Here is a 23,774-nt window from a genome sequence, read left to right as displayed (position 1 = left end):
ATTGACACTCAATTGCTCCAATTAGGGATGGTTGAGAGATGCTGAATAGGGAAATGCCCGAAGGTGAAGAATTGGATGAAAACTCTCCACACCTTTTTCCAGGGTAGCTAATCCACCCAATCTCTCGACCTCGTCTCCACGCCGCTGCACAAAGTCCCCAAGGAATCGAAATCGCCGCCGCACCCTACCGAGCAAAGCTATACAGCCATATTCTTGCATCAAGAATTGTGCTGTTTTCATAATTGGCACAAACTGCTGGTCTTTACCTGTATTTGAGCACTTTCGGCCGAACATTAAGTTTAAGATTCCGGAAGTCAGTCCAACTAACCTGCTGAGAATAAATGGCTTACGAGCCGCAGTTCGGTGCCTGAACTAGCAAGTCTTTGCTCAAAATACGAGCAGCAGCAGAGAGAGAGAGAGAGAGAGAGAGAGAGAGAGAGAGAGAAGCAGCAGCAGTGTTGTGATTATCGGAGCCATGTCTCGCAGTTCCTGAGCGTACTTCTCTATGGGTGTGGGACGACGTTCCCGTCTGAATATTGGCGTGCCAACGTGATTAATCGAATACTCATCTGGACTGAGCGGCGGACTTTCCCAATTTCTGAAGCATAATGTCGATAATCTTCTGGTCGACTATCTCCATCGAACGCCCGAGTTCGGCCAGGTTGCGAATCGTTTCCTCTGCCGTCGGGGCCACAATTCCGTTGTCGTCTGGGACTTCAGCCTTCCGCATGGCAAGTTCTGCGCTTCGCACGGCCATCTCGGAGGCGTTGCTCACCTTCAGCGCACAACCAATCTTCGCGCCGTCGCAGATCATGCCGGTCAGCGTCGCCGCCATGATCTTGATGGCGCGCTCCACCTCCGCCGTACCGCCACCCATTGCGTATGTCACACCGCAGGCGCCCCCGATGCCGGCCTTGATCGCAACTCCACAAAGTGCCGAGAGGTATCCGATGTAGCTTGTCATGTACATCGTCACCAAGTGGGAGAGTGCGAGAGACTGCAGCATCCGCTGCTCATCTATCTTGTGAGTTCTTGCATAGGTCACCACCGGAATCGTAGCGATGATCCCCTGATTTCCCGAACCCGCCGAAGTCATGACTGGAATAGGAAACCCGGACATGCGCGCATCGCTTCCTGCCGCAGTCAGGCTAGCCAGGTGCTGCGAGAAGCTGTTCACATTCTCGTCCACGGTTCCAAAGTAACCAGTGCCAATTCCCATGGGACGCGTCAGCCCTAATTTGCAAGCCTTCACGTTCATTTCCGCCGTGGTGCGCAGCAGCGTCATCACGCTCTCCGGTAGCTCATCCACCAACTTGAGCAGGTCGGCTATCTTCATCGCCTTCAACGCGGTCACCTCGTCGGCGACTTGCTGCTCCGCCCGTGCTTCCAGAGCGCCATAGACGATCTTGCCATTGCGCGAGAGGCAAGCAATGTTGGAGTGCTCGTCGCGGACAATGCATCTACCACTGCTTGCCGCAAACTCAGCCTCGACTTCGATGTACAGCTCCGATGGAGCGTCTTCGGCAATCTCCACCTTCACCTTGCCACTCTGTACCAGTGAGCTCGCCGCACCAACCTTCGCCTCGTCCAACTCCGCGAAAATGTTCATGCCTTGGCGTGGGTCACAAGCATGTCCCAGCGCCGCTGCCATCAGAATTCCTTTGTGCCCTGCCGCATTCGGAATCAGAATCGCAAACGTGTTCTTGAAAATATTTCGGCTCACCCGCACATGCAGTCCGCGCAATTCACCAAGTCCGCTACGCGCGCCAGAAAGCTCGATTTGCGGTGTCCAGCCATTTGCAGCCCAGGTCGCCGCTGCGGAGGCTAATGCCACGGCGACGGGTTCCGTGCAACCCAGCGCAGGCTTGAGGATCTGTCGGAAGAGGGAGTCAATATTGAACAAGGGCATAAAGGTAGTCACAGATGCCATATTACAAGTACGAACCTACGGGGAAAATGCTTGCGGTGTTCACATGTGCATTGAGGAATGCCCAATCACTGCCCGAGTTGTCGCGAATCCGGAACTTGTCGGTTTTCTATTCGCCCGCATACAGCGATCGCGAATCATCACAGAGTGCCCTCCCACCGATTAAAGGGTCATTAGAATTCGTTAACCGAGGGTGACTGGAAGAGTCGCTCTCGATTGATGCGATTGTGGCTTCAATGTTTTCTGATCCAATTGCTTCAAGAACTTAGCCCCGCTGCATTAGCGTCGCCCACAGATGTCCCCTGCTATGGCAGGGGACTTGCTGGTCTCAGTTTGGGCACTCTAGTGCTTGGAGGCGTGCATATAATCCGCGACATCAATCACGCACAGCCCGAAGTTTCTACTGCAAATACAGCAGGCGTTTCGCAGCAAGTTCGGGGAGCCATTCGCAGCGCAGCGCTTCGAAGCGGCGTCAGCTTTTCATACCTGATGAAGGAAGCGGGCATTGAGAGCGGTGGGAATCCCGCGGCGCACTCCAGCAATAGCAGTGCGGCAGGCCTTTTCCAGTTCACATCACAGACCTGGTTGCAGACACTGAAACAGAGTGGCGCAAAGTACGGATTGGGCAGCTATGCCGGCCAGATTGAGATTGGCGCGAATGGTACGGCCTACGTTGCGAACCCGCAAGTACGGCAGGCGATTCTCGACCTTCGGAACGACCCACGCGTCTCGTCCGAAATGGCTTGCGAGCTGAACAAACAAAACAGTGTCGCTCTCCAGCAGAAGGTGCCAGGCAAAGTTGGGGAAACAGAACTTTATCTTGCCCACCTATTCGGAGCGTCTGGCGCAGGCGCTCTTCTCAAAACAGTTCGCAATAATCCAAACGCATTGGGCGCAGACATTTTGCCGAAGGCTGCCGCAGCAAATACGTCTATCTTTTATGCGCCCTCCGGCGAGCCACGCACGGTCGCGGAAGTCTACTCGCACTTCAGAGAACGGCTCACTGACACAGTTCCAACTCCTGCAATTGACCCTACCAACGGCATTATGCCTAGCTCTGGTCTCGGCGAGACTGCGCGGCCACAACTCGCCGATGTCATCAGGGAGCAGTTCCGACTGGCAAATCTATTAGCTGAGATTGCCAGCGATGACCCGGATACCGACAATGCAGTTTCCATCCTGGCGTAGCGCACCGGCGCAAGAGCTACGAACGAAGTCGCAGAGATCAACTCCCCTTTGATTAGCTTAGGAATTGCAAAACGCAGCGGTCGATTCGCGTACCACGAGCTGTGGTTCGACTTGCAGTTCAGCCATTGCGGGTTTTGTGGAAGCGCTGATTTGGGCGAGTAGATGTTCGGCCGCGAGCGATCCCATCTGCTCAAGCGGTTGCCGAATTGTCGTCAAAGAAGGAATATGGAACGCTGCCGAGCGAATATCGTCGAATCCAACTACTGAGACGTCCTGTGGCACCCGCCTTCCAGACTCCTGCAGAGCTCTGATGGCTCCGATCGCCGAAATGTCGTTGAACGAGAAGAGCGCCGAAAACGGCTCGCCCCGGCTGAGTATCTCTTTTGTTGCCTGGTAGCCGACCTCGGGAGAAGGCGAGTAGCCGCGCAATTGTGCGGACAAAGCGGGCTTCACCTCGATGCCCATCTTCTTTGCCATGGTCACAATGGAGTTCCAGCGCACGTCAGTATCTGAGCTGAACTCCTGTCCCTTGATGAACGCTATCCGCGTGTGACCCAGCGATATCAAGTGGCCGAGAGCAAGTTCGGCGGCCCTGTTGTGATTCAAGACGATGTTCGTGACGCCTTCTCTGACGTCGTGTCCGGAGACGCAGACGATTGGACACTGCACATCAGTCGCAAGCGGCGTATCGATCAGGATGAGGCCTTCGACCGCGCGGTTGAAAAGCAGTTGAGGACACTCCTGGATGAGCTTCTTTTTATGCCGGTGACTCGCCGCGAGCCATGCATAGCCTTTTTTCAGCAGAAAGTCTTCGATGCCGCTCAGCACCATGGCCGAGTAACCATCGCTCAGTTCAGGAATGAGTACGCCGATGGAATAAGTGCGCTGCTGACGCAAGGAACGTGCAACGATGTTTGGGCGATAGTTGAACTTGTGTGCAGCCTTCAGAATGCGCTGCCTTGTTGCTTCAGGAATCGAGGCCGACAGAGGAGTCTGATTGATGACAATCGATACTGTCGCTGGAGAAAGACCGAGATACTCCGCCAAACTCTTAAGCGTAAGCGGCTGTTTCGGTCCGCCTTCTGCCGGATTCGGCACTCTCGTTCTCTTGCGCTGAAGCATTAGCAGAGAGTGTCGCACACGGAACTGCGCGCGACAAGAGAACTAAGTATCCGATAGCGTTTTTCTATTGACCTCACATTGAGGTTTGTTATGCTTTTGATCGCTATTAAATCGATTTTGTAGAGGTCTTATGCAGCTCAAGATTGTTGAGCCTCCGGTGTCCATTGCCCGTCGCTCCTTCCTAAGCAACGCAGCACGCTCCCTCTTTGCATTGCCTGTCTTTTCGTTCGCCTGGCTGCCTTCATGCGCCTCTGGAAAGAGCGCACCTGCAAGCTCTACCCCAACCGGATATAGCGGAACAGACGACCAATTGATGGATGACATCGAGCGCGCCGCCTTTCTGTACTTCTGGGAACAGTCGCACCCGCAGACCGGCCTCACAAAGGATCGCGCTAACGTCAGCGGCACGGACAGCTATACGGTAGCTTCGATTGCAGCAACCGGCTTTGCGCTTTCAGCTCTGTGCATCGGCGACCAACGGGGCTACAAGGATTCAGCCTCGCTGCAGCAGAGAGTCATCACCACGCTACAAACGGTTCTCAACACCGTAGAAGGCAATCACGGATTCTTGTATCACTTTATCGACTGGTCCACGGGAAAGCGTGCGTTTAACTGTGAGGTCTCCTCCATCGACACCGCTCTATTGCTCTGTGGGGTGTTAACCGCGCGCAAGCACTTCGCCAGCAATGCGCAGATCGTGAATCTCGCCACGCAGATTTACAACCGCGTGGACTGGCCCTGGATGCAGAATGGCGGGACGGTGCTTTCGATGGGGTGGATGCCAGAATCGGGCTTCCTGTCAGCAACGTGGAGCCACTACTGCGAGTTGATGATGATCTACCTGCTTGGTATTGGATCACCCACTCATCCACTATCGCCCGACACATGGAAGGCGTGGACGCGTCCGGTGTACACGTATCAGGGGATCAGCTACATTTCGTCAGGCGACCCGCTCTTCACACATCAGTACTCGCACGCGTGGTTCGATTTCCGCAATAAGAGCGACGAGTACACCGATTACTTCCAGAACTCAGTAAAGGCCACCCAAGCACACAAGCTGTTCTGCCTTTCGCTGCAATCCCAGTTTTCTGATTACACCGATGCGCTCTGGGGAATCACCGCGTCTGACTCGGCCAAAGGCTATCTGGCCTGGGGTGGTCCACCTGCAAAGGGCGCAATTGACGGGACGATTGTTCCGTGCGCGGCCGGAGGCTCTCTCCCATTTCTCTATGCCGATTGCATCAAGGTACTTAGAAACATCCGCGCGAACTACTCGCAGGCATGGGGAAAGTACGGGTTTACGGACGCATTCAATCCGCTCACCAACTGGTGGAATCCGGATGTGCTGGGAATCGATCAGGGCATCACGATGTTGATGGCAGAAAACCAGCGCACCGGATTCGTCTGGAACGAGTTCATGGCGAATCCGGAAGCGCAAGCCGCTATGCAGGCGGTGGGATTTAAAGCACACCCGTAAAGCTTGCTACTGCACGGCAAGCTTTACGGGTGTGCCGCTCTCTGAGTCGTGCGAGATCCACACATTGACCTCGGACGGTTCAGTCGTAAACTTGCCATCTACGTTCCAGAAAGCCAGCGTGTCGAAGTCGATGACGAACTCTACTTTGCGCGATTCCCCAGGCGCGAGCGTTATGCGCTGAAAGCCTTTCAGCTCACGACGCGGTCGCGCCACGCTGGTTCCTCGCTGTGCGATATAGAACTGGACAACTTCATCCCCTGCTCGCTGGCTGGTGTTTTTCACCATTGCAGACACTGTGAGCTGGGCGGTTTTATCTCCTCCGTTCAGCGCCGAAGAGCTAATCGAAGTCGCGCTCAGCATCGGCTGAGAGTAGTCGAAACTGCTGTAGGAGAGCCCATACCCGAACGGATACAGCGGCAGATTCGTCTCATCGATGTAGCGAGACCGGAACTTCTCCAATGTGGTTGTGCCGGGATGTGAGAAGTCAACGCCATCCGCTGGCCGTCCGGTGTTGAGTTCGTTGTAGTACAGCGGTTCCTGGCCGACGCTGTGCGGGAACGTGGCGGTAAGGCGTCCACTCGGATTGACTTCGCCAAACAGAGTGCGCACGAGTGCCGGACCCGCTTCTACTCCCGGGAACCATGCTTCCAAAACGGCGTTTACCTTCTGCTCCACATCACTCAGCACAAGCGCGCGTCCGGAAAACACGATCATCGCGGTGGGCTTGCCCACGGCGGCGACCTGATTCACCAATTCCTCTTGGCGCCCCGGCAGGTTGAGAACTGATCGAGATGCTGCTTCGCCGGTCATCGTGTCCGCCTCTTCGCCCACAGTCAGCAGGACGATGTCAGCGGCGCGTGCTGCTCTCAGAGCCCGTGCAAAGTCTCCATTACCGCCTCGAATCGGAGTGCCCTCGGCGAACAACAACTTGATTCCCCGCGGCTTGGCGTACTCTTCCAGCGACTGTCGCAGGGTGATTGCGTCGTCTGCATGTCCTGCTGCGCCCCATGAGCCCAGCATGTTCTGCTTGCTGTCAGAGAATGGGCCGATCACACCGATCGTCGTTCCTCTTTGTGCCTGGAGCGGCAAAACCGACTTGCCGTTTGAGTTGTCGTTCTTGAGCAGGACAAAGGACTCCTCGGCCATCTTCCGACTCAGTTCTCGCGAAGCCTGTGGGAGCGGTGCAACCATGACGTCTTCTTTCGTTGGCGCATATGGATGCTCGAAGAGGCCGAGCGCGAACTTGACCCGCAATACATTGCGCACCGACTCATCTACCAGACTCTCAGGCACGACTCCAGAGTGCACCAGTTCGGCCAAGTGCGATTGGTAGAGACTGCTCTCCATGTCCATATCGACGCCACCGAGGAACGCTCGCTGCGCTGCCATGCGCCCGTCGTTGGCTACACCGTGCTTGATCAATTCAGAAATCGACGCCCAGTCGCTGGTGACTATTCCCTTAAATCCCCACTCGCCGCGTAGAACACGCCGCAGGGTGAACGCGTTACCGGTGGAGGGAACAGCATTGAGGGTCGAGAATGCGCTCATGAAGGTGAGCACGCCTGAATCTGCTGCCGCCTTGAATGGGGGCAGGTAGATTTCGCGCAAGGTGTGTTCTGAAATCTCTGTAGAGTTGTAGTCGCGACCTGCTTCAGCCGCGCCATAGCCGACGTAGTGTTTGGCGGTTGCGGCAATCGAATCGGGAGAGTCCAAATTGCCCTGGTAGCCTCGCACATAGGCTCGCGCGATCGCCGCGCCGAGGAAAGGATCTTCTCCGGAACCCTCCACAATGCGGCCCCAGCGTGCATCGCGAGCAATGTCCACCATGGGAGAAAAGGTCCAACGAATTCCAGCAGCGGCCGATTCTTGCCCAGCAACTCGCGCCGTGCGCTCAATCAGTGCCGGGTCCCAACTTGCGGACATCCCAAGCGGAACAGGGAAGATCGTTCGAAATCCATGGATGACATCGAGACCGAACAACAGAGGAATGTGAAGCCGCGATTTCTCGACGGCGATTCGCTGCAGCTCGTTCACCTTCTCGGCGCCAGAGAGATTGAAGATTGATCCAATCTGTCCCTTCTCGATCATCTCGCTGTAGTCGCTGCGACCAGTGCCCGGTCCGGTTGGTACTCCGGCAGAAAATTGATTGAGTTGACCGATCTTCTCTTCGAGCGTCATCTGCTTCAGGAGCGAATCAACTCGTCGCTCAATATCAGGTGAAGATAGCGGGCTTGCAGCAGTAGCAGTAGCTGAACTCGCAAATGATGTCGAATTAAACGGAGCTGCCTGTGGTAGTACAAGGATTATAAGAAGCAGCAGGATGAGTCTTGATTTCAGACTCGTAGATCTCATCGGGGTCTCCAGTGTTCTGAACTCAGATCGATCAGGCCAGGCTCACACCGGGCACAAAGAGTCCTTTCGGCTCTGTTAAGTCCAGTTGCCTCGTCGGACTTAGCGTCAGCAACTAGCAAAGATAGTTTTGTGTAGTCGTGGTACAAAACGGCGGTGGACCTTTGCCCACCGCCATTTGTTTCAATCACTCGGCCTAGAAGTTGAACCGAGCCTGTATTTCTGCCACGCGACCGGCCTTTGCTCCGGACGCCATGCCAAAGGTCGATCTTTCAAACAGCGTGCTGTCGCTCGCATAACCGAAGTCATTGAGGTTCAGCTTGTTGAACACGTTGAAGACGTTCAACCGAAGATCAAGATTGGCCTTCTCGGACAGGTGTGGAATCGGCAGGTTCTTACCCAGCGTCGCATCGAACGAAGAGTAACGTGGGCCGCGGAATGAGTTGCGTCCGATTCCCGGAGGCGTAGTTAAGCTCAGCTGTCCAGGTGTGAAGTAGTTCGCTGCATTCGTGCCGGCGTTCGGGAAGTTTCCACCGACCTTCATGAAAGTATCGCTGTCTGCGCTCGAGCCTGCCCCGCCTTTATACAGAACCGGGCGAACCGGACCAATTTGTACTTCGGTTGGCAACTTCAAGCTCTGCGTGTAGGTTTCCGGAGTCCAAGGGAAGCCGCTACGCCAGGTGTAGATGCTGCTGATTTCCCATCCGCCCAACACGAGGCCCGCGGCATCCGTGCGTCCCTTGTAGAAGGGCAGCTTGTAGATGAACGAACCGACGACGAAGTGAGTTGCGTCAAAGTCCGAGGGACCACGCATGTACTTCTGGTTGATCGGGAAATCTTGGTTCGTCTGCGCACCGGGGCCTTCGTTGGACAGCGTGTCCATGCTCTTGCTCCAGCGATACTTCGCATCGAATTGCAAACCCGTGGCAAAGCCGCGATGCAACGAGAGATTCAAAGAATTGAAGCCCGAGTTGACATCGTCCATCGGTTGGTAGTCCTGCGCGATCTTATCCGTGATCAGGTAGGCACTAGAGGGCTGCAGGAAGTTCTGATTGACGATGCGGATCAGTTTTCTCGCACTGCTTCCCTGATAACCAATCGTCGCAATCATGTGCTGCGGCAATTGGTGCTCGATTTCGAGCGAGTAGGTATAAGTGTACGGAGTGCGCGTGTTCGGATCGGCGCTCCAGATTTCCACGGCACCGTTCTTCGGCAGGTTGGTAGTCGGGTCAATACCACCGCCAAGAGCCGTATTCACCGGATAGCTCGTTGGTGACTTGCTGGAGCCAATCGCGAAGCTCATGCCACCCGCGAAAGGCGTGCTCCAGTCATCGCTGGAGGTGCCGCAGCAAAGTCCGAAGCGAGCGAAGTTCGGAGGATTGCCATGCGTATTCGTGAATAGTGAGTTCGGGATGCGGTTGTAGGAAATACCAACTCCGCCACGCACCACCATCTTGTTTTCAGCATAGGGGCTCCACGCAAAGCCAACGCGCGGCGCAAAGTTGTTCAGGTCCTTGTTGGTCAAGTCCCCGCCAAGCTTGATGCGGGCGGTCGTCAAGCCCGGTCCCGTCCCCAGAACCAGGTTAGAAGTCTGAGAATGCGCATCACTCAAAGGAGCGAAGTACTCCCAGCGCAGACCGAGGTTCAGGGTTAGGTTGCGACGAACCTTCCAGTCGTCCTGCAAGAACATGCCGATGTCAGTGCTGCGGAAGTGAAGCTGAGCATCCGCGGGACCACCAGTTACCGGGCTTGCATTGATGGCTTCGTAAATCGGCGTGCCGTTTGCCATGTTCCACAGAGTGGCGAACGAATAGAGCGGGCGAGCACCACCCAAGAGGTTGTTGTTGTCCTGCTCGCGGCGATATTCAAAGCCTGCCTTGAGCGAGTGATTATTCAGAATATGCGTCACAACGTCGCGGAATTCGTACTGATTCTCAGCGAACACTCCCGGCGTACCTTCCGAGCGATCGGCACCGATGTGCAGTTCGGCAATCGAATGCAGGTCTTCAACCTTCAGGTGCGGGAAGCCCCAATTGACGTTGGTGTTGGAGTCGAGTTGGTTATAGGCGAAGCGGCTCATGTTGACGCGAGCTTCGTTTAGCCATGTCGGCGAGATGGTGCGGTTCCAAAGCAATGTCACCAGCGGCGAGATTGGCTTGTAGTTGACGTCTGCGGCCGGCATAGAACCACTCGAAGCGTATGCAGACGTGCTATTCAGATATGTAATGTAGGTGCTGATTGCGAAATTGTCTTTGCCACGCGAGTAATCGACGCGGGCGTTGTACTGGTTACCGATCTTCTTGCCCGGAGCATCCACTACGGCTTGTTCGATGTCTGGAATGCCATCGAGTCCGCCACCAACTCCGGCCGCGGTCGGGTTGTTGTACACCTGAACATAGTTGCCATACGTACCCGTGATCGATCCCAGATCGTACTTTCCGTTGACGATCTGACAGGCACCCGTCGGGAAGCTCTTGCAAGCGGTCGCGGGATCAGCGTTCAAGATCTGCCGAACTCGAGGTGTATAGCCAGATGCACCAAGGATCGATGCAATCGGAGTACCGGCGCGTTTGCTGAGGACCTGCTGGGTAAGTTCAGGAGTGATTACGTACTGCTGCGTTAGAGGATTGCTGTTCTGGCGCAGACCTTCATAGCTTCCGAAGAAGAACAGCCTGTCCTTGAGAATCGGACCGCCGATGCTTCCCGCAAACTGATGATTCTTGTCATTGTCGCGGGTGGGCTTTTGGCCATTCGGGCCGCCCCAGCGAGCGTAAGAGTTGAAGCCTGGTTCGGCGTCCTTAAAGAATGCACTACCATGCCAGGTGTTGGTGCCGGTCTGCGAAACCGACTTTACGGTAACGCCGGAGTTACGTCCGTCTTCCGCCGAATAGCTGCTCGTTGTAACGCTGACTTCCTTGATCGATTCGAGGTTTGGAGTGAGAATCGCGGCGCCGCCCCACTCGAGGCTGTTTACGCTGACGCCATCCACTTCGTAGCTGTTGGCCGAAACGCGCTGGCCATTGCCGGAAATCTGGACCTGGTTTTCAGTCTGGAAAATCGATGACGCGGAGCCGTTAGGACCAGAGTTGTTTACCAGGCCCACGGCTGTGCCGTTGCTGTTACGCGCTGCGTCGCCAAAAACGCCAGGAGCCGAACGCAACAGGTCATACACGTTGCGCCCAGTGCTGGGAAGGTTGTTGATGTCCACGCTGTTCAGCGTGCCTGACACGTTAGCGGTTGAGGTTTCAATTCCTGCGGCTACATCGGAGACCGTGATCGTCTCTGACGACTGTCTCGCCTTCAGCAATGCGTCGAACGTGCGAGGCGACTCAGCGCTCACAAGGACGTCCGTCGTGACGCTCTTTCCGAAGCTAGTGGCTTCGATCGCCACCGAGTATTTTCCCGGAGGAAGAGCACCGATGCGGTAATAGCCCTGAGGGCCAGAAATTGTCGAGTGGCTAACGCCAGTTTCTTGATTCGTTGCTACGACCTTGGCATTCGGAATGACCGCGCCAGTCGAGTCGGTAATTGTGCCTTGCAAGCTTGCATTGAATTGCGCAACTACCGGAAGAGACACAAGAAGCATCAGTAGTAGCGGCAACACAGTGGCAAAATGTCGGGATCGTTGGTTCATGAGGTTACAATCTCCACGGCCGAAAGTTGCGCTGCGCTAAATATTTATTAAATCGATTTAGCGATCCAGACACTAACACCGGCCGGGAATGCATGTCAACCCACTCTGGTTTGCCGTTCCCTCTGGCGCTCTCCCTTTGCGGCCAGCCCGAGTGAATTAGCCCCTCTCAGTGATCGCCAGAATTCTTCCGGAAACTTGTGTTGGTGCAGGCTTGAGCACGAGAACTTCCTTCGAACCGCGAACATCAACCTCGAGATTTCTCGCGCGAGTTACAACTCAGATAAAGCGTGCGGCTCGGTGACTGATAAACAGCCGGAAGTCAATATCTTGATTGCGTAACTATGGTGACTTCTAGAGTCAGATTTTCGTTCCCAAGTAGCAGGCAGTCGTTGTAGAAGTTATGTGGTAAGCCCCAGTCCAATTTTTCCTCCTGTATCGAACTGCGGCCCGCAGTATCACAATATGGACAAAGTATTTGTTTCGACTGACGAGTTGTCACAGGTAAGCTCCGCAACCCAGGAGCCATCACCCTTTTCGCCGTCTCTAAAGCCTGAAATCTCGTGGCCTGTACGATTGCTGATGTGGGTGCTTGTGCTGCTACTCCCCGTCCTCTGCCTGGTGGTACTCGTGCTGCGAATATCGTTCAGAAATCAACCGGCGCGCACCAAACTGGCGTGGACTGGCTTCTGTTCGACATTGCTGATCGTCAGTGGGCTGCTTACTACTTTGGGTTTCGTTGTTGCTCTATCTGCTGGCCCAACACCGATGTACATTTCCGGGGCTCTATCCTCATTTGACGAGCGCCAGGAATTTCCACATCTGCCAAGCGCACAAACTTTGACCGGCGCTGAAGTGGCAAAGGTTTTCAAGCCGCTCGTGCTCGTTGTTTCTCCGGTGTCGCACTTCTGGTTCAGCCACCGCGAGCTCCCCTCCTCATCGTTTGGTGCAGGAATGCTGCTGTATTCCGACCGGGACGGATATCTTGTGGCCACTGCACGGCACGTGATCGGCAGCGGTTCGGTAACTTCGAATGTCGATAAGGCCGTGGTAACCGGTGAGTCTGGAAGTTGGGCAAAAGCGCGAGTTGTGGGCACCCACAAGCGCCTCGATTTGGCTTTGCTGTGGATTCCGCGTGAGTCCGGAGCAGGAGATTTCGTTCAGCCGATTGCAGCTCCGCAGGACGGACGTAATGTTTTCGTGATCGGACACCCGCAGGGGTTGAAGTTCACGCTCAGCACGGGCCTAGTGTCGCGTCTCGACAAAAATACCGTCCAGATTTCAGCGCCGGTCAGCCCCGGCGACAGTGGCGGTCCCGTGTATGACGAAAATGGCGATCTAGTTGGCGTGGTTACTTCGATGATGGACAAGAGCTTCAATCCGAATTCCGAGAACCTGAACTTTGCAGTACGTTCCGATGTGATTCTGAACGAAGCCGACTGGAATTTGCGCGGAGATGGCGCCCAACACTACCGGACATTCTTGCAAGCTGTCCGCAATCAGCGTGGGCAGTCGCAATCGCATTGATGCAGGGAGAAGGCAAGCAACATGGCTTACATTAACGTCACCGTATACGACTCAACCGAAAACAAGCGGGTGCCTGTTGAACTACCCGACGATGCCGCGTCGGGCAAGATCATCTCCGTGCTTGTCCAAAAACTGAATCTGCCTGGCAATGGTCCCGATGGCGCTCCGCTCAGCTACAAGTTCCACCACAAGAACTCCGGCCGCCAGATTCAGGACTCGCAGACTCTGGCCGAAGCGGCAGTAAAAGACGGCGACATCCTTCGCTTGCAGCCCGAAATTACGGCCGGATAGCACATCCCATGGAATCCATCAGAGTTGCGGCAGAAGCATTGGAAGAGGATCGGTTCAGCCGGTTCAGCCTGATTCCCTGGTGGAATCAGGAAAAAATCGCGCGTACTCGGGTTTTGCTGATAGGCGCAGGCGCGCTTGGGAACGAGATTCTCAAGAACCTCGTCTTGCTCGGATTCAGGCAGGTCGTAGTCGTAGATCTCGATCGCCTCGAAGTGTCGAATCTTTCACGAGCCGTGCTGTGTCGCCGCAGTGATGTCGGACAATTGAAAGCCGAGGCCGTTGCCTCTGCCGCTCGCGAACTCGAGCCCGAACTGCGCATTCAACCGCTTGCACTCAACATCACGCAGGCTGGAGGTTTGGGACTTTTCGACTGGTGCGACGTGGCCATCGCAGGTCTGGATAATCGAGAAGCACGTCTGTGGATCAACCGGTGCTGCTGGCTCATGAACCGCCCCTGGGTAGATGGTGCAATCGAAGGGATCAATGGCGTAGCCCGCGTTTTCCTGCCCGGGCAAGCGCCCTGCTACGAATGCACACTCGGCGAAGTGGACTGGGCTCTGCTGAATCGCCGAATGTCCTGCAATCTTCTGCTGCGAGAAGCCGAACCTGCCGGAAAGGTACCAACAACGCCGACTATTTCGTCGATTATCGGCGGAATTCAAGTGCAGGAGACGGTCAAGCTGCTGCATGGACTCCCCACGCTTGCTGGACGCGGGTATGTATTCGAGGGATTGAACCACACGTCTTACGTAGTGGAGTACACGGAAAACCCCGACTGCACCAGTCACTACACGCTTGATGAGATTGTTCGCCTGCCTGACGCGTCATCTGCGTTGACGCTGCACTGGCTATACAAGCGCGCCTGTAGCGACCTTAACGCAGACGAGGTGGCAATCGATTTCAGCCGCGATGTCATCTCGTCACTGGAATGTCCCTCGTGCGGCGAGCGGCAGGAGCTGTTCGTGCCCGTCGGATCGGTTTCGTCTGAAGAGGGCCGCTGCCCTCACGACGGCCAGATGCGAGTGGTGCGGACCGTACACAGTTATGACGGTCGCGACGAAATCGGCCAAAGGACTCTGGACTCATTGGGTCTGCCTCCGTTTGATGTTTTTATCGCACGCAATGGCACCCGCGAGATCGCCTATCTGATCGCCGGAGATGAGGCAACTGTGCTGGGAGCGTTGGCCCGTGAGGTGGCGCATGAGTAAGAAGACACGTCAGGCAACGTGCCATGCCGTAACAATCGATGCCGAAGTATTGCGCAATATCCGCCAGCACGCTCGGTCCGAGCTCGACACCGAAATTTGCGGAGTTCTGATTGGCAGCAGTGACGAGGATCGCTCAGTCATTACGGCAAGCATATCCGGACTCGAAGCGGAGCAAGCGGGAACGCACGTCACCTTCACCCAGGACACGTGGCAGCACATTTACAAGGTGAAGGATCGCGATTTCCCCGACGATCGCATCATCGGCTGGTATCACTCGCATCCTGGATTTGGCGTCTTCCTCTCCGACCACGACACCTTCATTCATCGCAATTTCTTCTCCTCCCCCGGACAGGTGGCATGGGTTTTTGACCCAGTCAGCGATGAGGAAGGCTGCTTCGTTTGGCAGGGAGAGGAGATTCGCCGCGCCGAGAAGATCACGGTCTCCGATCCCAAAGGCGGCGAAACTCCGGAAGAGCGCTCCGAACCCGCGCTCGGTGCAGTAACACACAAGGAAGCGGAAAGAATCGCTGAACCAGAAACCGAAGCTTCGACGATCTCCTACCTTGGCTGGATCTTAACCGTACTCTCCTACATTGCCGTGTTCGGATTGGGAATGCTGCTGAGCTTGTACGTATTCACCCCTCCGGAGCGCGTCATTGCGATTCCGGTGGATCCTTACACTGGCCAGCCTCTCGATCCGCGCATCTACGATCGGCAACATTCGGGTGCCACGCCCAATGCAGGATTGCCCAATTCGCAGGTTCAACAGCCGCAAGCTTCGCCGCAGAATTCCGACATGCTGCCACGAAAGGACCCAAGTGGAAGATAAGGACAAAATCCGCATATCGCTGGAAGACCTCGCCACGGTAATAGCCGAGGAAGCGCCCGCTGCGCAGCCCGAAGCCGCACCGGCCGGAGCGCGCAACTACGGCAGCATCCAGGATGCGCCGCAAGACTTTGTCGCGCCCGAGGAGAAGGGCAGCATATTCCTGCGGGGTTGGGTGTATCTGGGTCTGTCGGGCTTGCTCGGAGCGCTGATCGGTTGGGGCATCTCCGAACCCGGATTTGTGGACGGTGAAGGTCATCATTGGGGAAATGCGCTCATGCTGCCGGCCATCATCACCATGATGTGCCTGAGCTTTGCGATCGCAGAAAGCGTTGTAGAGCGCTCGGCCAAGAAGGCCGTCATGCGCGGACTGCTGTCACTCCCCTTGGGTTTCGTGTTCGGCTTCATATTCGACCTTATTGCGAATGTGTTCTTCAATATCGGCATCGCATTGATTGCGTCTCTCGGCGTTCAGAGCACCCACAGTCCCGCATTCTGGGTCGCACGCGGGTTTGCCTGGATGATCTTTGGTGCCGCCGCTGGTGTTGTGTACGGAATTGTTGGCCAGTCGGCTAAGAAGACCGGTTATGGAGTGCTGGGCGGGATGCTAGGCGCTGGCATTGGGGGCATCATCTTCGATCCAATTGCGTTTGCAACACACGGCGGAGCCCCGAGCCGCGCTGTCGGATTCTGCTTTTTCGCAGTATTCACCGGAGTCGCGGTGGGCCTGGTAGAAAGCGCGCTCAAAGACCGATGGCTTTATGTAACGGCAGGCCCCCTGGCTGGTAAGCAATTCATTCTCTACAAGTCTCGGACCATAATCGGAAGCAACCAGCAATCGGACATTTATCTATTCAAGGATCGAGACATATTGGGCCAGCACGCTGTGCTTGAAATTAAGGGATCGCACGTCCACCTGCAGGCGAGCGGCCAAGTCTACGTCAACGGCCAGCCGAGACAGTCGGCGGTGCTCGGGTCAGGCAATATTGTGCAGATTGGGCGTTATACGTTCCGCTTCCAGGAGAAGCAGCGGTGAGTGCGATTTGTCCATATTGCCGCTGCCCCATAGAAGAGGGCGAGGCGAGAACGGTGTGTCCCGGCTGCGAAACGCCACACCACACCGATTGCTTTGAGGAGAACGGTGGCTGCACGGTCTTCGGATGCTCACATGCGCCCAGCGATGAGCCAACCGTACGAGTTTCAGCCGGAGAGTTGTCTCAAGTTCAGCAGCCAGAGACTGTATCGGAAGCGCCTGCGCCAGTTGCGATCGCTCCGCCTCCAATGCTTTCCTCCAACATGCCTCCGCCACCTCCGATGCCGGGAGTCGTCAGCACCATGAGTTCAGCGCCACCGCTGAGTCTGGCTGAACGATATGCCGGAGTTCAGGCCCGCAAGAGCCGCACGACTTTTGTACTGCTTGCCGTTTTTCTCGGAGCATTCGGCGCTCACAACTTCTACGCCGGATACCACCGCAAAGCGGCAGGGCAACTTTGCTTAACTGTGTTTACTTGCTTCTACGGGTCCATCGCGAGCGAAATCTGGGCAATCATCGAAGCCTGCACCATCACGCGTGATGGCGATGGACAGGACTTTCACTAACGGGGAGAACAATGAACTTCTTTGTCCGTCGCGGAAACCAGGAGTACGGTCCATACACCGAGGCTGATTTGCGCACCTACATCGCCTCCGGGAACATTCAACCTATGGAGTTGGCACGTCCCGAAGGGTCTGCGCAGTTTACGCCCGTTTCCGTCATCATCGCACCAACTCCGCAACCGGGAGTCGGTATCGGCGCGCCTCCTCCTGTCCCCCCATATCCAAATGCTCAACAGATCCCGTACGCACAGCCCCAAGTTGTTCGTCCTGGTTACGTACAGAAGGAGCGCATCGCTTACATCCTTCTCGGCATTTTTCTCGGAGTCTTCGGCGTCCACAATTTCTACGCCGGCTACACCGGGCGCGCAGTTGCGCAGCTTCTCATCACCTTGCTCACACTCTTCATTGGATCTTTCATCAGTGCTATCTGGGCAATCGTTGAGGTGTGCACTGTTACGGTTGATGCTTCTGGTGTGCCATTCAAATAAAGGGAACTCATATGAACTACTACATCAAGCGTGACCTTCAGGAGTTCGGCCCCTACTCGCTAGCCGATTTACAGCGGTACGTAGGCACAGGCAACATACTGCTCACCGACCTTGCACGCAGTGAAGCAATGACCGAGTGGATGCCCATTTCATCTGTCATCGGCACCATTCCCGTTCCTGCTCCCAAGGCGGCGCAGACGTACCAGCCAGTTCAGAATGAGTACCCTCTACCGCCCGGATTGCATTGGGCTGCCGTTCTGGCGCTCAGCATCGTGACCTGCGGAATCTTCAGCATCGTCTGGTTCTTCGTCCAGGGCAGCTATGTGCGACGATTAGTACCGGAAACCAAGGCCGTTCTCTGGTATCTGATCGGCATCGTTCTGGTGTTTGGGTCGCAGTTTATCAGGATCGCACAGATCCACGATCCTGCAGTCGGCGCTCTCCGTGGTGTGATGTACTTGGTGGGAGTGGGCTTTACGATCGCAGGATACTTCACCCTGAAAGGCGCTCTGGAAGATCATTTCAATGGCGCGGAGAACATCGGCCTCTCGTTGAGTGGCGTGATGACGTTCTTCTTCAACGTGATCTATTTCCAGTATCACTTCAACAAGATTCGCGCGGCTCGGGAGCAGCAGGCATACGCGACAGTATGAGTAAGCGCGTCAAAGGCGCGTGCTTTCTGGCGGGAGTGATTCTGGCCGTTGTGCTGTTTCGCTTCCCGCCCGAACAATTTGCGTTCTACCCACCGTGCCTGTTCCACTCCATAACTGGATGGAAATGTCCCGGCTGCGGTTCGACTCGCGCAATTGCGGCTTTACTCCGCGGCGATATCGCTCGCGCATTCGTTTTTAACCCCTTACTCCCGGCCTTAGCCATAGCAGGAATTGTTCTGTGGTCCTTTCGTGAGCGGCTGAGCCGGTACGGCAACGTCGTAGGATTTGCATTAGGCTGTTCACTGGTCGTGTTGACTGCGGCTCGCAACATGTTTCACTTCTGAGGACTCCGTATGGCTTCACCACGAATTCGACGTCTCATGTTGGACCACGAGAACCTTGTTCGCCGCTTCTCCAACTGGCCTCTCATCCAGATCACCGAGACAGCAGGAATGCCTCCAGAGGTGTACAGATTTCATTACGCGATCAAGGGCCTGTACGTCGCGCCAGCCGGCGAGATTCTGGAACGTAGCTCCCACACCTTGGAAGTGAATCTCACGCTGGGGTATCCGCGCCGCGCTCCGCAATGTCGGATGCTAACTCCCGTCTTTCATCCCAACTTCGACGAGAGCAGCGTCTGCATCGGAGATTTCTGGGCCGCCTCGGAATCGCTTGACGACCTCATCGTGCGCATAGGACGCATGATTGCCTACCAGGAATACAACACTAAAAGCCCGCTCAATGGCTTGGCCGCAAAATGGGCGGCCGAACACGCGAACCTGCTCCCGGTAGATCCCCGGCCCATGGCGCCTCCGATTTTGGAACAACAGGTGACCGCGCCTGGTACGCGAGACTCAACATCGACCGAAAATCCTTGGAGCACAAAGATCAGAATCTGAGGGGTTTGCATTCGCTTTCGTCGACGGGTGCCCCACCTTCGACGCGCTGTGCGCAGCTAAGGTGGGAGAGCGCAATGCGTACGCTACATCAACCCTGGAGCGCCAATCGCTACTCTATCTGCGTTTCAGAGCTTCCAGTTCGTCCATCGTGCGAGGCCAATCTGAATGCAGCAGGCGCGAGAGACTGCGGTCGGCAAGCAGCTTTCCGCCAGTCTGGCACCGCGCACAGTAATTTGTCTCATTGTCGGCGTATCGAATGCGCTGAATCGGGTCGCCACATCTTGGGCAAGGCTTTCCGTAGCGACCGTGCACGGCCATTCCATCACGAAAAGCTGTCACCTTCTCGGGAAAACTCTTCTCTGCCTCATCTCGAAGCCGATCAATCCAAGTTCTCAGCGTATCGCGGATCGCACTGAAGAGCCGCGCCCATTCCTCTGGGTTCAGCTTGTGTGTCTGCGCGATAGGAGATAGCTGCGCGGCGTGCAATATCTCGTCTGAGTACGCATTGCCGATTCCGCTCAGGATACGTGGATCAGTCAAAGCGCGTTTCAGTGTCCGATTCTCGACTGTAAGCGCGGTACGAAAAGCTTCAAGGTCGCTTGAGAACACATCTATGCCGCCGGGATCGACCGACCTCAAGCCGTCTTCTCCACGTAAAACGTGCAGCGAAGCGCGATGCCTGGTGCCTGCCTCCGTAAGCACGAGCGAGCCAGTAGGGAAGTCGAATGCGGCCAGGTTCTGCCGTCCGGAAAGCTTCGCACCAAGGGGTCGCCAGTGCAGGCGACCGGCGATCATTAGATGCAGCACGAGCCACAAGTCGCCTTCGACACCAATGGCAATTCGTTTACCGATGCGGCGCAATTCGCGCACCGCCCGGCCCTCCAGCTCAATAATGCGGGGTTCCGCAGTGCGCAGCAGAAAGGGGCTGGCCACGCGTATGTGCTCTATCGGCTGCGAAACGATTCGCGGCTCGAGAGCATGGATGTATGCGGAAATGTCAGGCAGTTCCGGCATGTTTCAGTAATCACCCGCAACCCCGGGTCACCACAATAGATTATGCCTGCTTGGCGAAGGGTTCAGTCACTCTCATCTGTATCCATCAGGAACATCGTCGCGTCGGTCTCAGCCAGCAATGTCTGCGCCTCGTCATCCATTCGGATTTCCGCACGGGCCGTCATTAGGCGACGGCGCTGTTCAATGGTCCATCCACGAACAACGACTTTTGCTCCCACCGGAATAGGTTCGCGGAAACGCGTTTCTGCCTTAGCCGTAACGCCGTTCATTCCTTGAAAATGCACCGCCCAGCCCAGCGCCTCGTCCATCAACGAAAACGTCACGCCTCCATGCAGTATCCCCGGCCATCCATTATGCTCGTCACGCGCCACGTACACTGCGCGACTACCTGTCGGGCCATCCGGGGAAAAGGGCACCCGCATGCCATGGGGATTCTGCGGGCCACATACGTAACACTTCTGCGTTTTCGGTTTTACGGTCTTTGCCTGTACTGGTGTTGACATTTCCTGACCTTGCAAGAGATAGACAAATATCGATTCAGACTACGCATCGAGCAGATCGCGGCATTGCCCTTTACGGTTGAGGGGCGGGGGCGTTAGTCGGAGTGGTGTTTGCCGACGGACGGCGTAGCGAGAGCGCCGTAAGCTTGCGCATGAGATTGTGGAACGTGATGATCCCGACCAGGTAATCGGATTCGACAACCGGAATCATCGCCAAACCTCCTTGCCCTATCCGGCGAAGCACTGCCGCGAGCGACTCCTGCGGACTTGCTACCGGGTATTCACGTCGCATCGCTGATTGCACGTATCCATTGCCCTGTTCCTCGATGCACTCAACCATTTGCTGGCGACTTATGACGCCAATCATGTCAGTGTCACGCACCACAGGGAACTCTTCCTGCGGAGGATCAACCGAGCGCTGCAGAGCATCGGCAAGCGTATCCGCCGGTGAGAGCGTGATGAAATCCGTGATCATCACATCTCGCACTCGAACTCGCTCCAGCACTGCTTGCAGAATCATGCTGCGATCTTCCAATTGCGCGGCAAGGAACAGAAACGCTCCAGCCATCATGATCCAAAGATTTCTCGAACTCGATCCGAGGAAAATCGCGCCACCACACAGGAACAACGCAAGCGAGAACCACTGTCCCACCGATACAGCGCGGCGCGTCGCCGTCACCTGGTCTCCATTCGTCGCCAGCACTGCGCGTAATACGCGGCCTCCGTCGAGCGGATACGCAGGCAACAGATTGAGGATGGCCACGAACAGTTGTGCCCAGAAGAAGCTGCGAGGAAGATCAAAAGGCGTGAGCCATGGGAAATGGAACAACTGCACATGCGGGTGAAGAAGTAGTGTCGTTGCGCCGATTAGGGCCGCAAGCGCCAGATTCACGATTGGACCTGCGAGCGAGATCCGAATTTCGCGGCGCGCATCCAGTCCGCGCTGTGCCTGCTCATCCAGCAGCGAGATACCGGCAATGGGCAACAGCACTACGCTGCGCACCCGAATTCCATTTCGTGCGGCCGCAACAGCGTGACCTACCTCGTGCGTGATTACCGCGAACAGCACGAGTAACATCAGCACGAAACTGCGCAGCCCCACCTCCGGGCCGCGTCCGGTCTCGAGAAACCACACAAGGCAGAACATCAGCGGGAAGCTGAAGTGCACCCGGAAATGGATTCCGAAAACATCGAGTACTGGAATGGACCAGCGCCTCATGCGATTTGATTTACCTCTGCCGAAGCCATTACTAATACAGTACACGGCAAAGGGCCGGGTTTAGAAGAGGCCAAATGAGAGTGATCGCGGGAAAGTTTCGCAGCCGGACTTTGAAAAGTCTGCAAGGAACGGAGACTCGCCCCACATATGACCGCCTGAAAGAGACATTGTTCAACGTTCTTTCCGCTGCCGGAATGGTAGAGGGCTGCCGATGGGCTGACTTGTTTGCCGGAACAGGGTCGATAGGAGTGGAGGCTCTGAGCCGAGGAGCTCTATCTGTTCACTTTGCCGAATCGAGCGCGCCCGCAGCGAGAGTGCTGCGCGAGAATCTTGCTGTGCTGGGTTTGGAGGCCGAGATTGCGGAGCGCGACTCAGCCGAAGGGCTGCGCCAATGGAATCAGGCCGGAGTGCAGTTCGATGTCTGCTTCCTCGATCCTCCGTACCGCCTGCATGGCGTTTATGCCGAAGTGTTTCGCACTATCGCTCGCTCCAGCGTTCTGACCGAGCACGGAGTCGTGGTGGCTGAACATGACAAGCGATTCGACCCGGGCGAAGGGGAGGGCGAATTGAAACGTTATCGCCGCCTGAATCAGGGGGACAGCTCGCTGAGCTTCTATCGGATGAGCGCCAGTTGAACTGCTGGCGCTCACACTCACATCACAATTTCATCGGGCCGCACCAATGCATACTGCATTTCGCGCAAGTCTTTGCGCACAAGGTTCAACCCAAAGACACAGGTTTCAAATTGCTGTGAGAGTCTTCCATAGAGCGACGCCACCTTGCGATATTCCATCTGGTCAAACTGGCTGACGATGAAATAGCTTTCCTTGCCTGCCTGCACGAAATCGACAAAGTTCTCCAGCCGTTGGCGGCGCAGCCGAAAGCGATTGATCGACTCAGGAAACATTCCGCTGAAGAAGAGCGTGAAATCCCCAATATGCTTTCGGACCTGCCGCTCTCGATCAAATGATGGTGCTTCGCCAAAGATCGGATCGCTTTCCAGCAGCATTTCGCCTACGTCGTCGAGCGAACGGCCCTGCACATTCCTAAGCGCATACAAGTTGCGAGTGTCGCAGAATTCCGTAAGCAGATTTGCAAGGTAGGCCCAGATCTCCTCGTCCCGCAGCCCCACATCCTGTCCGAGTTTCTCCCTGATCTTCTCCGTCAGAAGTTGCCGTAACGGGTGTCGTTCGCTGATCTCTCCCATGATCACCGTTCTCCTGAATCTATAAAGAATTTCGGGGTGTAACGTTCTTAACCCGGTTAGATAGAGGAAGCACCGAGGAAGGTGCCGGAGCGGAGAAGATTGGCAATCACTGGTCTAGAGTGCTGATAAGACCTTGGCCAAAGTGCCTAGGTTCGCAGCCCGCACCAGCTCTCGGAAACTACGATGGAGTTACCAGGGCTGTGCGGATCGTACTTAACGCTGGTCGTAACACCGATACGGCAGTGGTGAATATCTGGAAATGGATGCAGGTTCGTCACATCCTGAGAACACTCGTACTGCACGCCTGCAATGTCATACGTGTAGAGCACCATTTGTTGCAAGTGGCCCGGCTCGGCCTCAAATTCCTGGACGTCGAGCACGGTTCCATCCGTGATTCTGCCCTGCTCACTAATGCGCTGGCGGCGCATGGCTTCGCGCTGTTCGGGAGTAATCTTGTTCCTGCCGAGCCGCCATAGAACAGAGCTGGCCGCAGCAAAAACAACAGCACCAGTGAGAGTGTAGATTCGCAGCAGATTCATTGGAGATCGTGCGCGGCTTTCTGGAACCGCTCTACTTTGACTTTACTACGAAAATGAGGAGACGGAGCAGCGTGTCGGCTCCGACAAAAAAGCGCGGCCCACGGAAGGGCTCG

22 protein-coding genes are annotated in these 23,774 nt (G+C 55.9%); 13 read left to right on the top strand and 9 right to left on the bottom strand.

Features of this window, described 5'->3' with window-relative positions; translation table 11 throughout:
* Window positions 1-565: 565 nt before the first annotated feature.
* The gene (locus tag AC6IZD_RS19265) at window positions 566-1,930 is read right to left on the bottom strand and encodes an L-cysteine desulfidase family protein (protein ID WP_497785311.1); all 1,365 of its coding nucleotides are present in this window, start codon (window positions 1,928-1,930) and stop codon (window positions 566-568) included.
* Window positions 1,931-2,284: 354 nt separating this feature from the next.
* Between AC6IZD_RS19265 and AC6IZD_RS19260 the strand changes: the two genes are divergently transcribed.
* A complete protein-coding gene (locus AC6IZD_RS19260) occupies window positions 2,285-3,115 on the top strand; it encodes a transglycosylase SLT domain-containing protein (protein ID WP_497785310.1) in 831 nt (276 codons plus the stop codon).
* Window positions 3,116-3,172: 57 nt separating this feature from the next.
* On the opposite strand, the gene AC6IZD_RS19255 is transcribed toward AC6IZD_RS19260, so the two are convergent.
* Window positions 3,173-4,213, bottom strand: a complete 1,041-nt coding sequence (locus tag AC6IZD_RS19255) for a LacI family DNA-binding transcriptional regulator (RefSeq protein WP_497785308.1) — start codon at window positions 4,211-4,213, stop codon at window positions 3,173-3,175.
* Between the two features lie 154 nt (window positions 4,214-4,367).
* Between AC6IZD_RS19255 and AC6IZD_RS19250 the strand changes: the two genes are divergently transcribed.
* Entirely contained in the window at window positions 4,368-5,714 is a 1,347-nt protein-coding gene (locus AC6IZD_RS19250) for a glucoamylase family protein (protein ID WP_497785307.1), read from the top strand.
* 6 nt (window positions 5,715-5,720) lie between these two features.
* Here the strand turns inward: AC6IZD_RS19250 and AC6IZD_RS19245 are convergent, their stop codons facing one another.
* Together AC6IZD_RS19245 and AC6IZD_RS19240 are read right to left on the bottom strand one after the other, a co-directional pair.
* Window positions 5,721-8,066 (bottom strand): glycoside hydrolase family 3 N-terminal domain-containing protein, encoded by a 2,346-nt coding sequence (locus AC6IZD_RS19245; protein WP_497785305.1) that lies wholly within the window; start codon window positions 8,064-8,066, stop codon window positions 5,721-5,723.
* 193 nt (window positions 8,067-8,259) lie between these two features.
* Window positions 8,260-11,697, bottom strand: a complete 3,438-nt coding sequence (locus AC6IZD_RS19240) for a TonB-dependent receptor domain-containing protein (protein ID WP_497785304.1) — start codon at window positions 11,695-11,697, stop codon at window positions 8,260-8,262.
* A 462-nt stretch (window positions 11,698-12,159) separates the two neighbouring features.
* Between AC6IZD_RS19240 and AC6IZD_RS19235 the strand changes: the two genes are divergently transcribed.
* Genes AC6IZD_RS19235 through AC6IZD_RS19190 form a run of 10 tightly spaced genes read left to right on the top strand, consistent with a single transcriptional unit; the run spans window position 12,160 to window position 19,182 of the window.
* Window positions 12,160-13,221 (top strand): S1C family serine protease, encoded by a 1,062-nt coding sequence (locus AC6IZD_RS19235; protein ID WP_497785302.1) that lies wholly within the window; start codon window positions 12,160-12,162, stop codon window positions 13,219-13,221.
* 21 nt (window positions 13,222-13,242) lie between these two features.
* Window positions 13,243-13,512, top strand: a complete 270-nt coding sequence (locus AC6IZD_RS19230) for an EsaB/YukD family protein (RefSeq protein ID WP_497785300.1) — start codon at window positions 13,243-13,245, stop codon at window positions 13,510-13,512.
* Between the two features lie 8 nt (window positions 13,513-13,520).
* Window positions 13,521-14,720: a HesA/MoeB/ThiF family protein gene (locus tag AC6IZD_RS19225; RefSeq protein ID WP_497785299.1), complete on the top strand. Its 1,200-nt coding sequence runs from the start codon at window positions 13,521-13,523 to the stop codon at window positions 14,718-14,720.
* A complete protein-coding gene (locus tag AC6IZD_RS19220) occupies window positions 14,713-15,549 on the top strand; it encodes a Mov34/MPN/PAD-1 family protein (RefSeq protein WP_497785297.1) in 837 nt (278 codons plus the stop codon). The genes AC6IZD_RS19225 and AC6IZD_RS19220 overlap by 8 nt, the downstream gene beginning before the upstream one ends.
* Entirely contained in the window at window positions 15,539-16,582 is a 1,044-nt protein-coding gene (locus tag AC6IZD_RS19215) for an FHA domain-containing protein (RefSeq protein ID WP_497785296.1), read from the top strand. The genes AC6IZD_RS19220 and AC6IZD_RS19215 overlap by 11 nt, the downstream gene beginning before the upstream one ends.
* Entirely contained in the window at window positions 16,579-17,145 is a 567-nt protein-coding gene (locus AC6IZD_RS19210; RefSeq protein ID WP_497785295.1) for an NINE protein, read from the top strand. Before AC6IZD_RS19215 ends, AC6IZD_RS19210 begins: the two co-directional genes overlap by 4 nt.
* An 11-nt stretch (window positions 17,146-17,156) precedes the next feature.
* Window positions 17,157-17,630: a TM2 domain-containing protein gene (locus AC6IZD_RS19205; RefSeq protein ID WP_497785294.1), complete on the top strand. Its 474-nt coding sequence runs from the start codon at window positions 17,157-17,159 to the stop codon at window positions 17,628-17,630.
* A gap of 11 nt (window positions 17,631-17,641) precedes the next feature.
* Window positions 17,642-18,283, top strand: coding sequence for a GYF domain-containing protein (locus AC6IZD_RS19200; protein ID WP_497785293.1), 642 nt, complete (start codon window positions 17,642-17,644; stop codon window positions 18,281-18,283).
* Window positions 18,280-18,627, top strand: coding sequence for a DUF2752 domain-containing protein (locus AC6IZD_RS19195; RefSeq protein ID WP_497785292.1), 348 nt, complete (start codon window positions 18,280-18,282; stop codon window positions 18,625-18,627). Before AC6IZD_RS19200 ends, AC6IZD_RS19195 begins: the two co-directional genes overlap by 4 nt.
* A 9-nt stretch (window positions 18,628-18,636) precedes the next feature.
* Window positions 18,637-19,182, top strand: a complete 546-nt coding sequence (locus tag AC6IZD_RS19190; RefSeq protein ID WP_497785291.1) for a ubiquitin-conjugating enzyme E2 — start codon at window positions 18,637-18,639, stop codon at window positions 19,180-19,182.
* A gap of 114 nt (window positions 19,183-19,296) precedes the next feature.
* Here AC6IZD_RS19190 and AC6IZD_RS19185 read toward each other — a convergent pair whose 3' ends face one another.
* From AC6IZD_RS19185 to AC6IZD_RS19175, 3 genes are all read right to left on the bottom strand, one after another.
* Window positions 19,297-20,196: an Fpg/Nei family DNA glycosylase gene (locus AC6IZD_RS19185; protein WP_497785289.1), complete on the bottom strand. Its 900-nt coding sequence runs from the start codon at window positions 20,194-20,196 to the stop codon at window positions 19,297-19,299.
* Between the two features lie 62 nt (window positions 20,197-20,258).
* Window positions 20,259-20,699, bottom strand: a complete 441-nt coding sequence (locus AC6IZD_RS19180; RefSeq protein ID WP_497785288.1) for a PaaI family thioesterase — start codon at window positions 20,697-20,699, stop codon at window positions 20,259-20,261.
* A 70-nt stretch (window positions 20,700-20,769) separates the two neighbouring features.
* Window positions 20,770-21,915 carry a site-2 protease family protein gene (locus tag AC6IZD_RS19175; RefSeq protein WP_497785287.1) on the bottom strand — a complete coding sequence of 382 codons (1,146 nt, stop codon included), beginning with the start codon at window positions 21,913-21,915 and terminating at the stop codon, window positions 20,770-20,772.
* Window positions 21,916-21,989: 74 nt separating this feature from the next.
* Here AC6IZD_RS19175 and rsmD point away from each other — a divergent pair, with 74 nt between their 5' ends.
* Window positions 21,990-22,550, top strand: a complete 561-nt coding sequence (gene rsmD / locus AC6IZD_RS19170) for a 16S rRNA (guanine(966)-N(2))-methyltransferase RsmD (protein ID WP_497785286.1) — start codon at window positions 21,990-21,992, stop codon at window positions 22,548-22,550.
* Between the two features lie 17 nt (window positions 22,551-22,567).
* Here rsmD and AC6IZD_RS19165 read toward each other — a convergent pair whose 3' ends face one another.
* Together AC6IZD_RS19165 and AC6IZD_RS19160 are read right to left on the bottom strand one after the other, a co-directional pair.
* Complete coding sequence (locus AC6IZD_RS19165) at window positions 22,568-23,122, bottom strand: hypothetical protein (protein WP_497785285.1); 555 nt, start codon at window positions 23,120-23,122, stop codon at window positions 22,568-22,570.
* Window positions 23,123-23,268: 146 nt separating this feature from the next.
* Window positions 23,269-23,661: a hypothetical protein gene (locus AC6IZD_RS19160; RefSeq protein ID WP_497785284.1), complete on the bottom strand. Its 393-nt coding sequence runs from the start codon at window positions 23,659-23,661 to the stop codon at window positions 23,269-23,271.
* Between the last annotated feature and the right edge of the window lie 113 nt (window positions 23,662-23,774).

The sequence above is a fragment of the Koromonas humicola genome (assembly GCF_059726255.1).
Note: the sequence above shows the minus strand (reverse complement) of the source record. Positions and strands in the feature narration are given on the sequence as shown.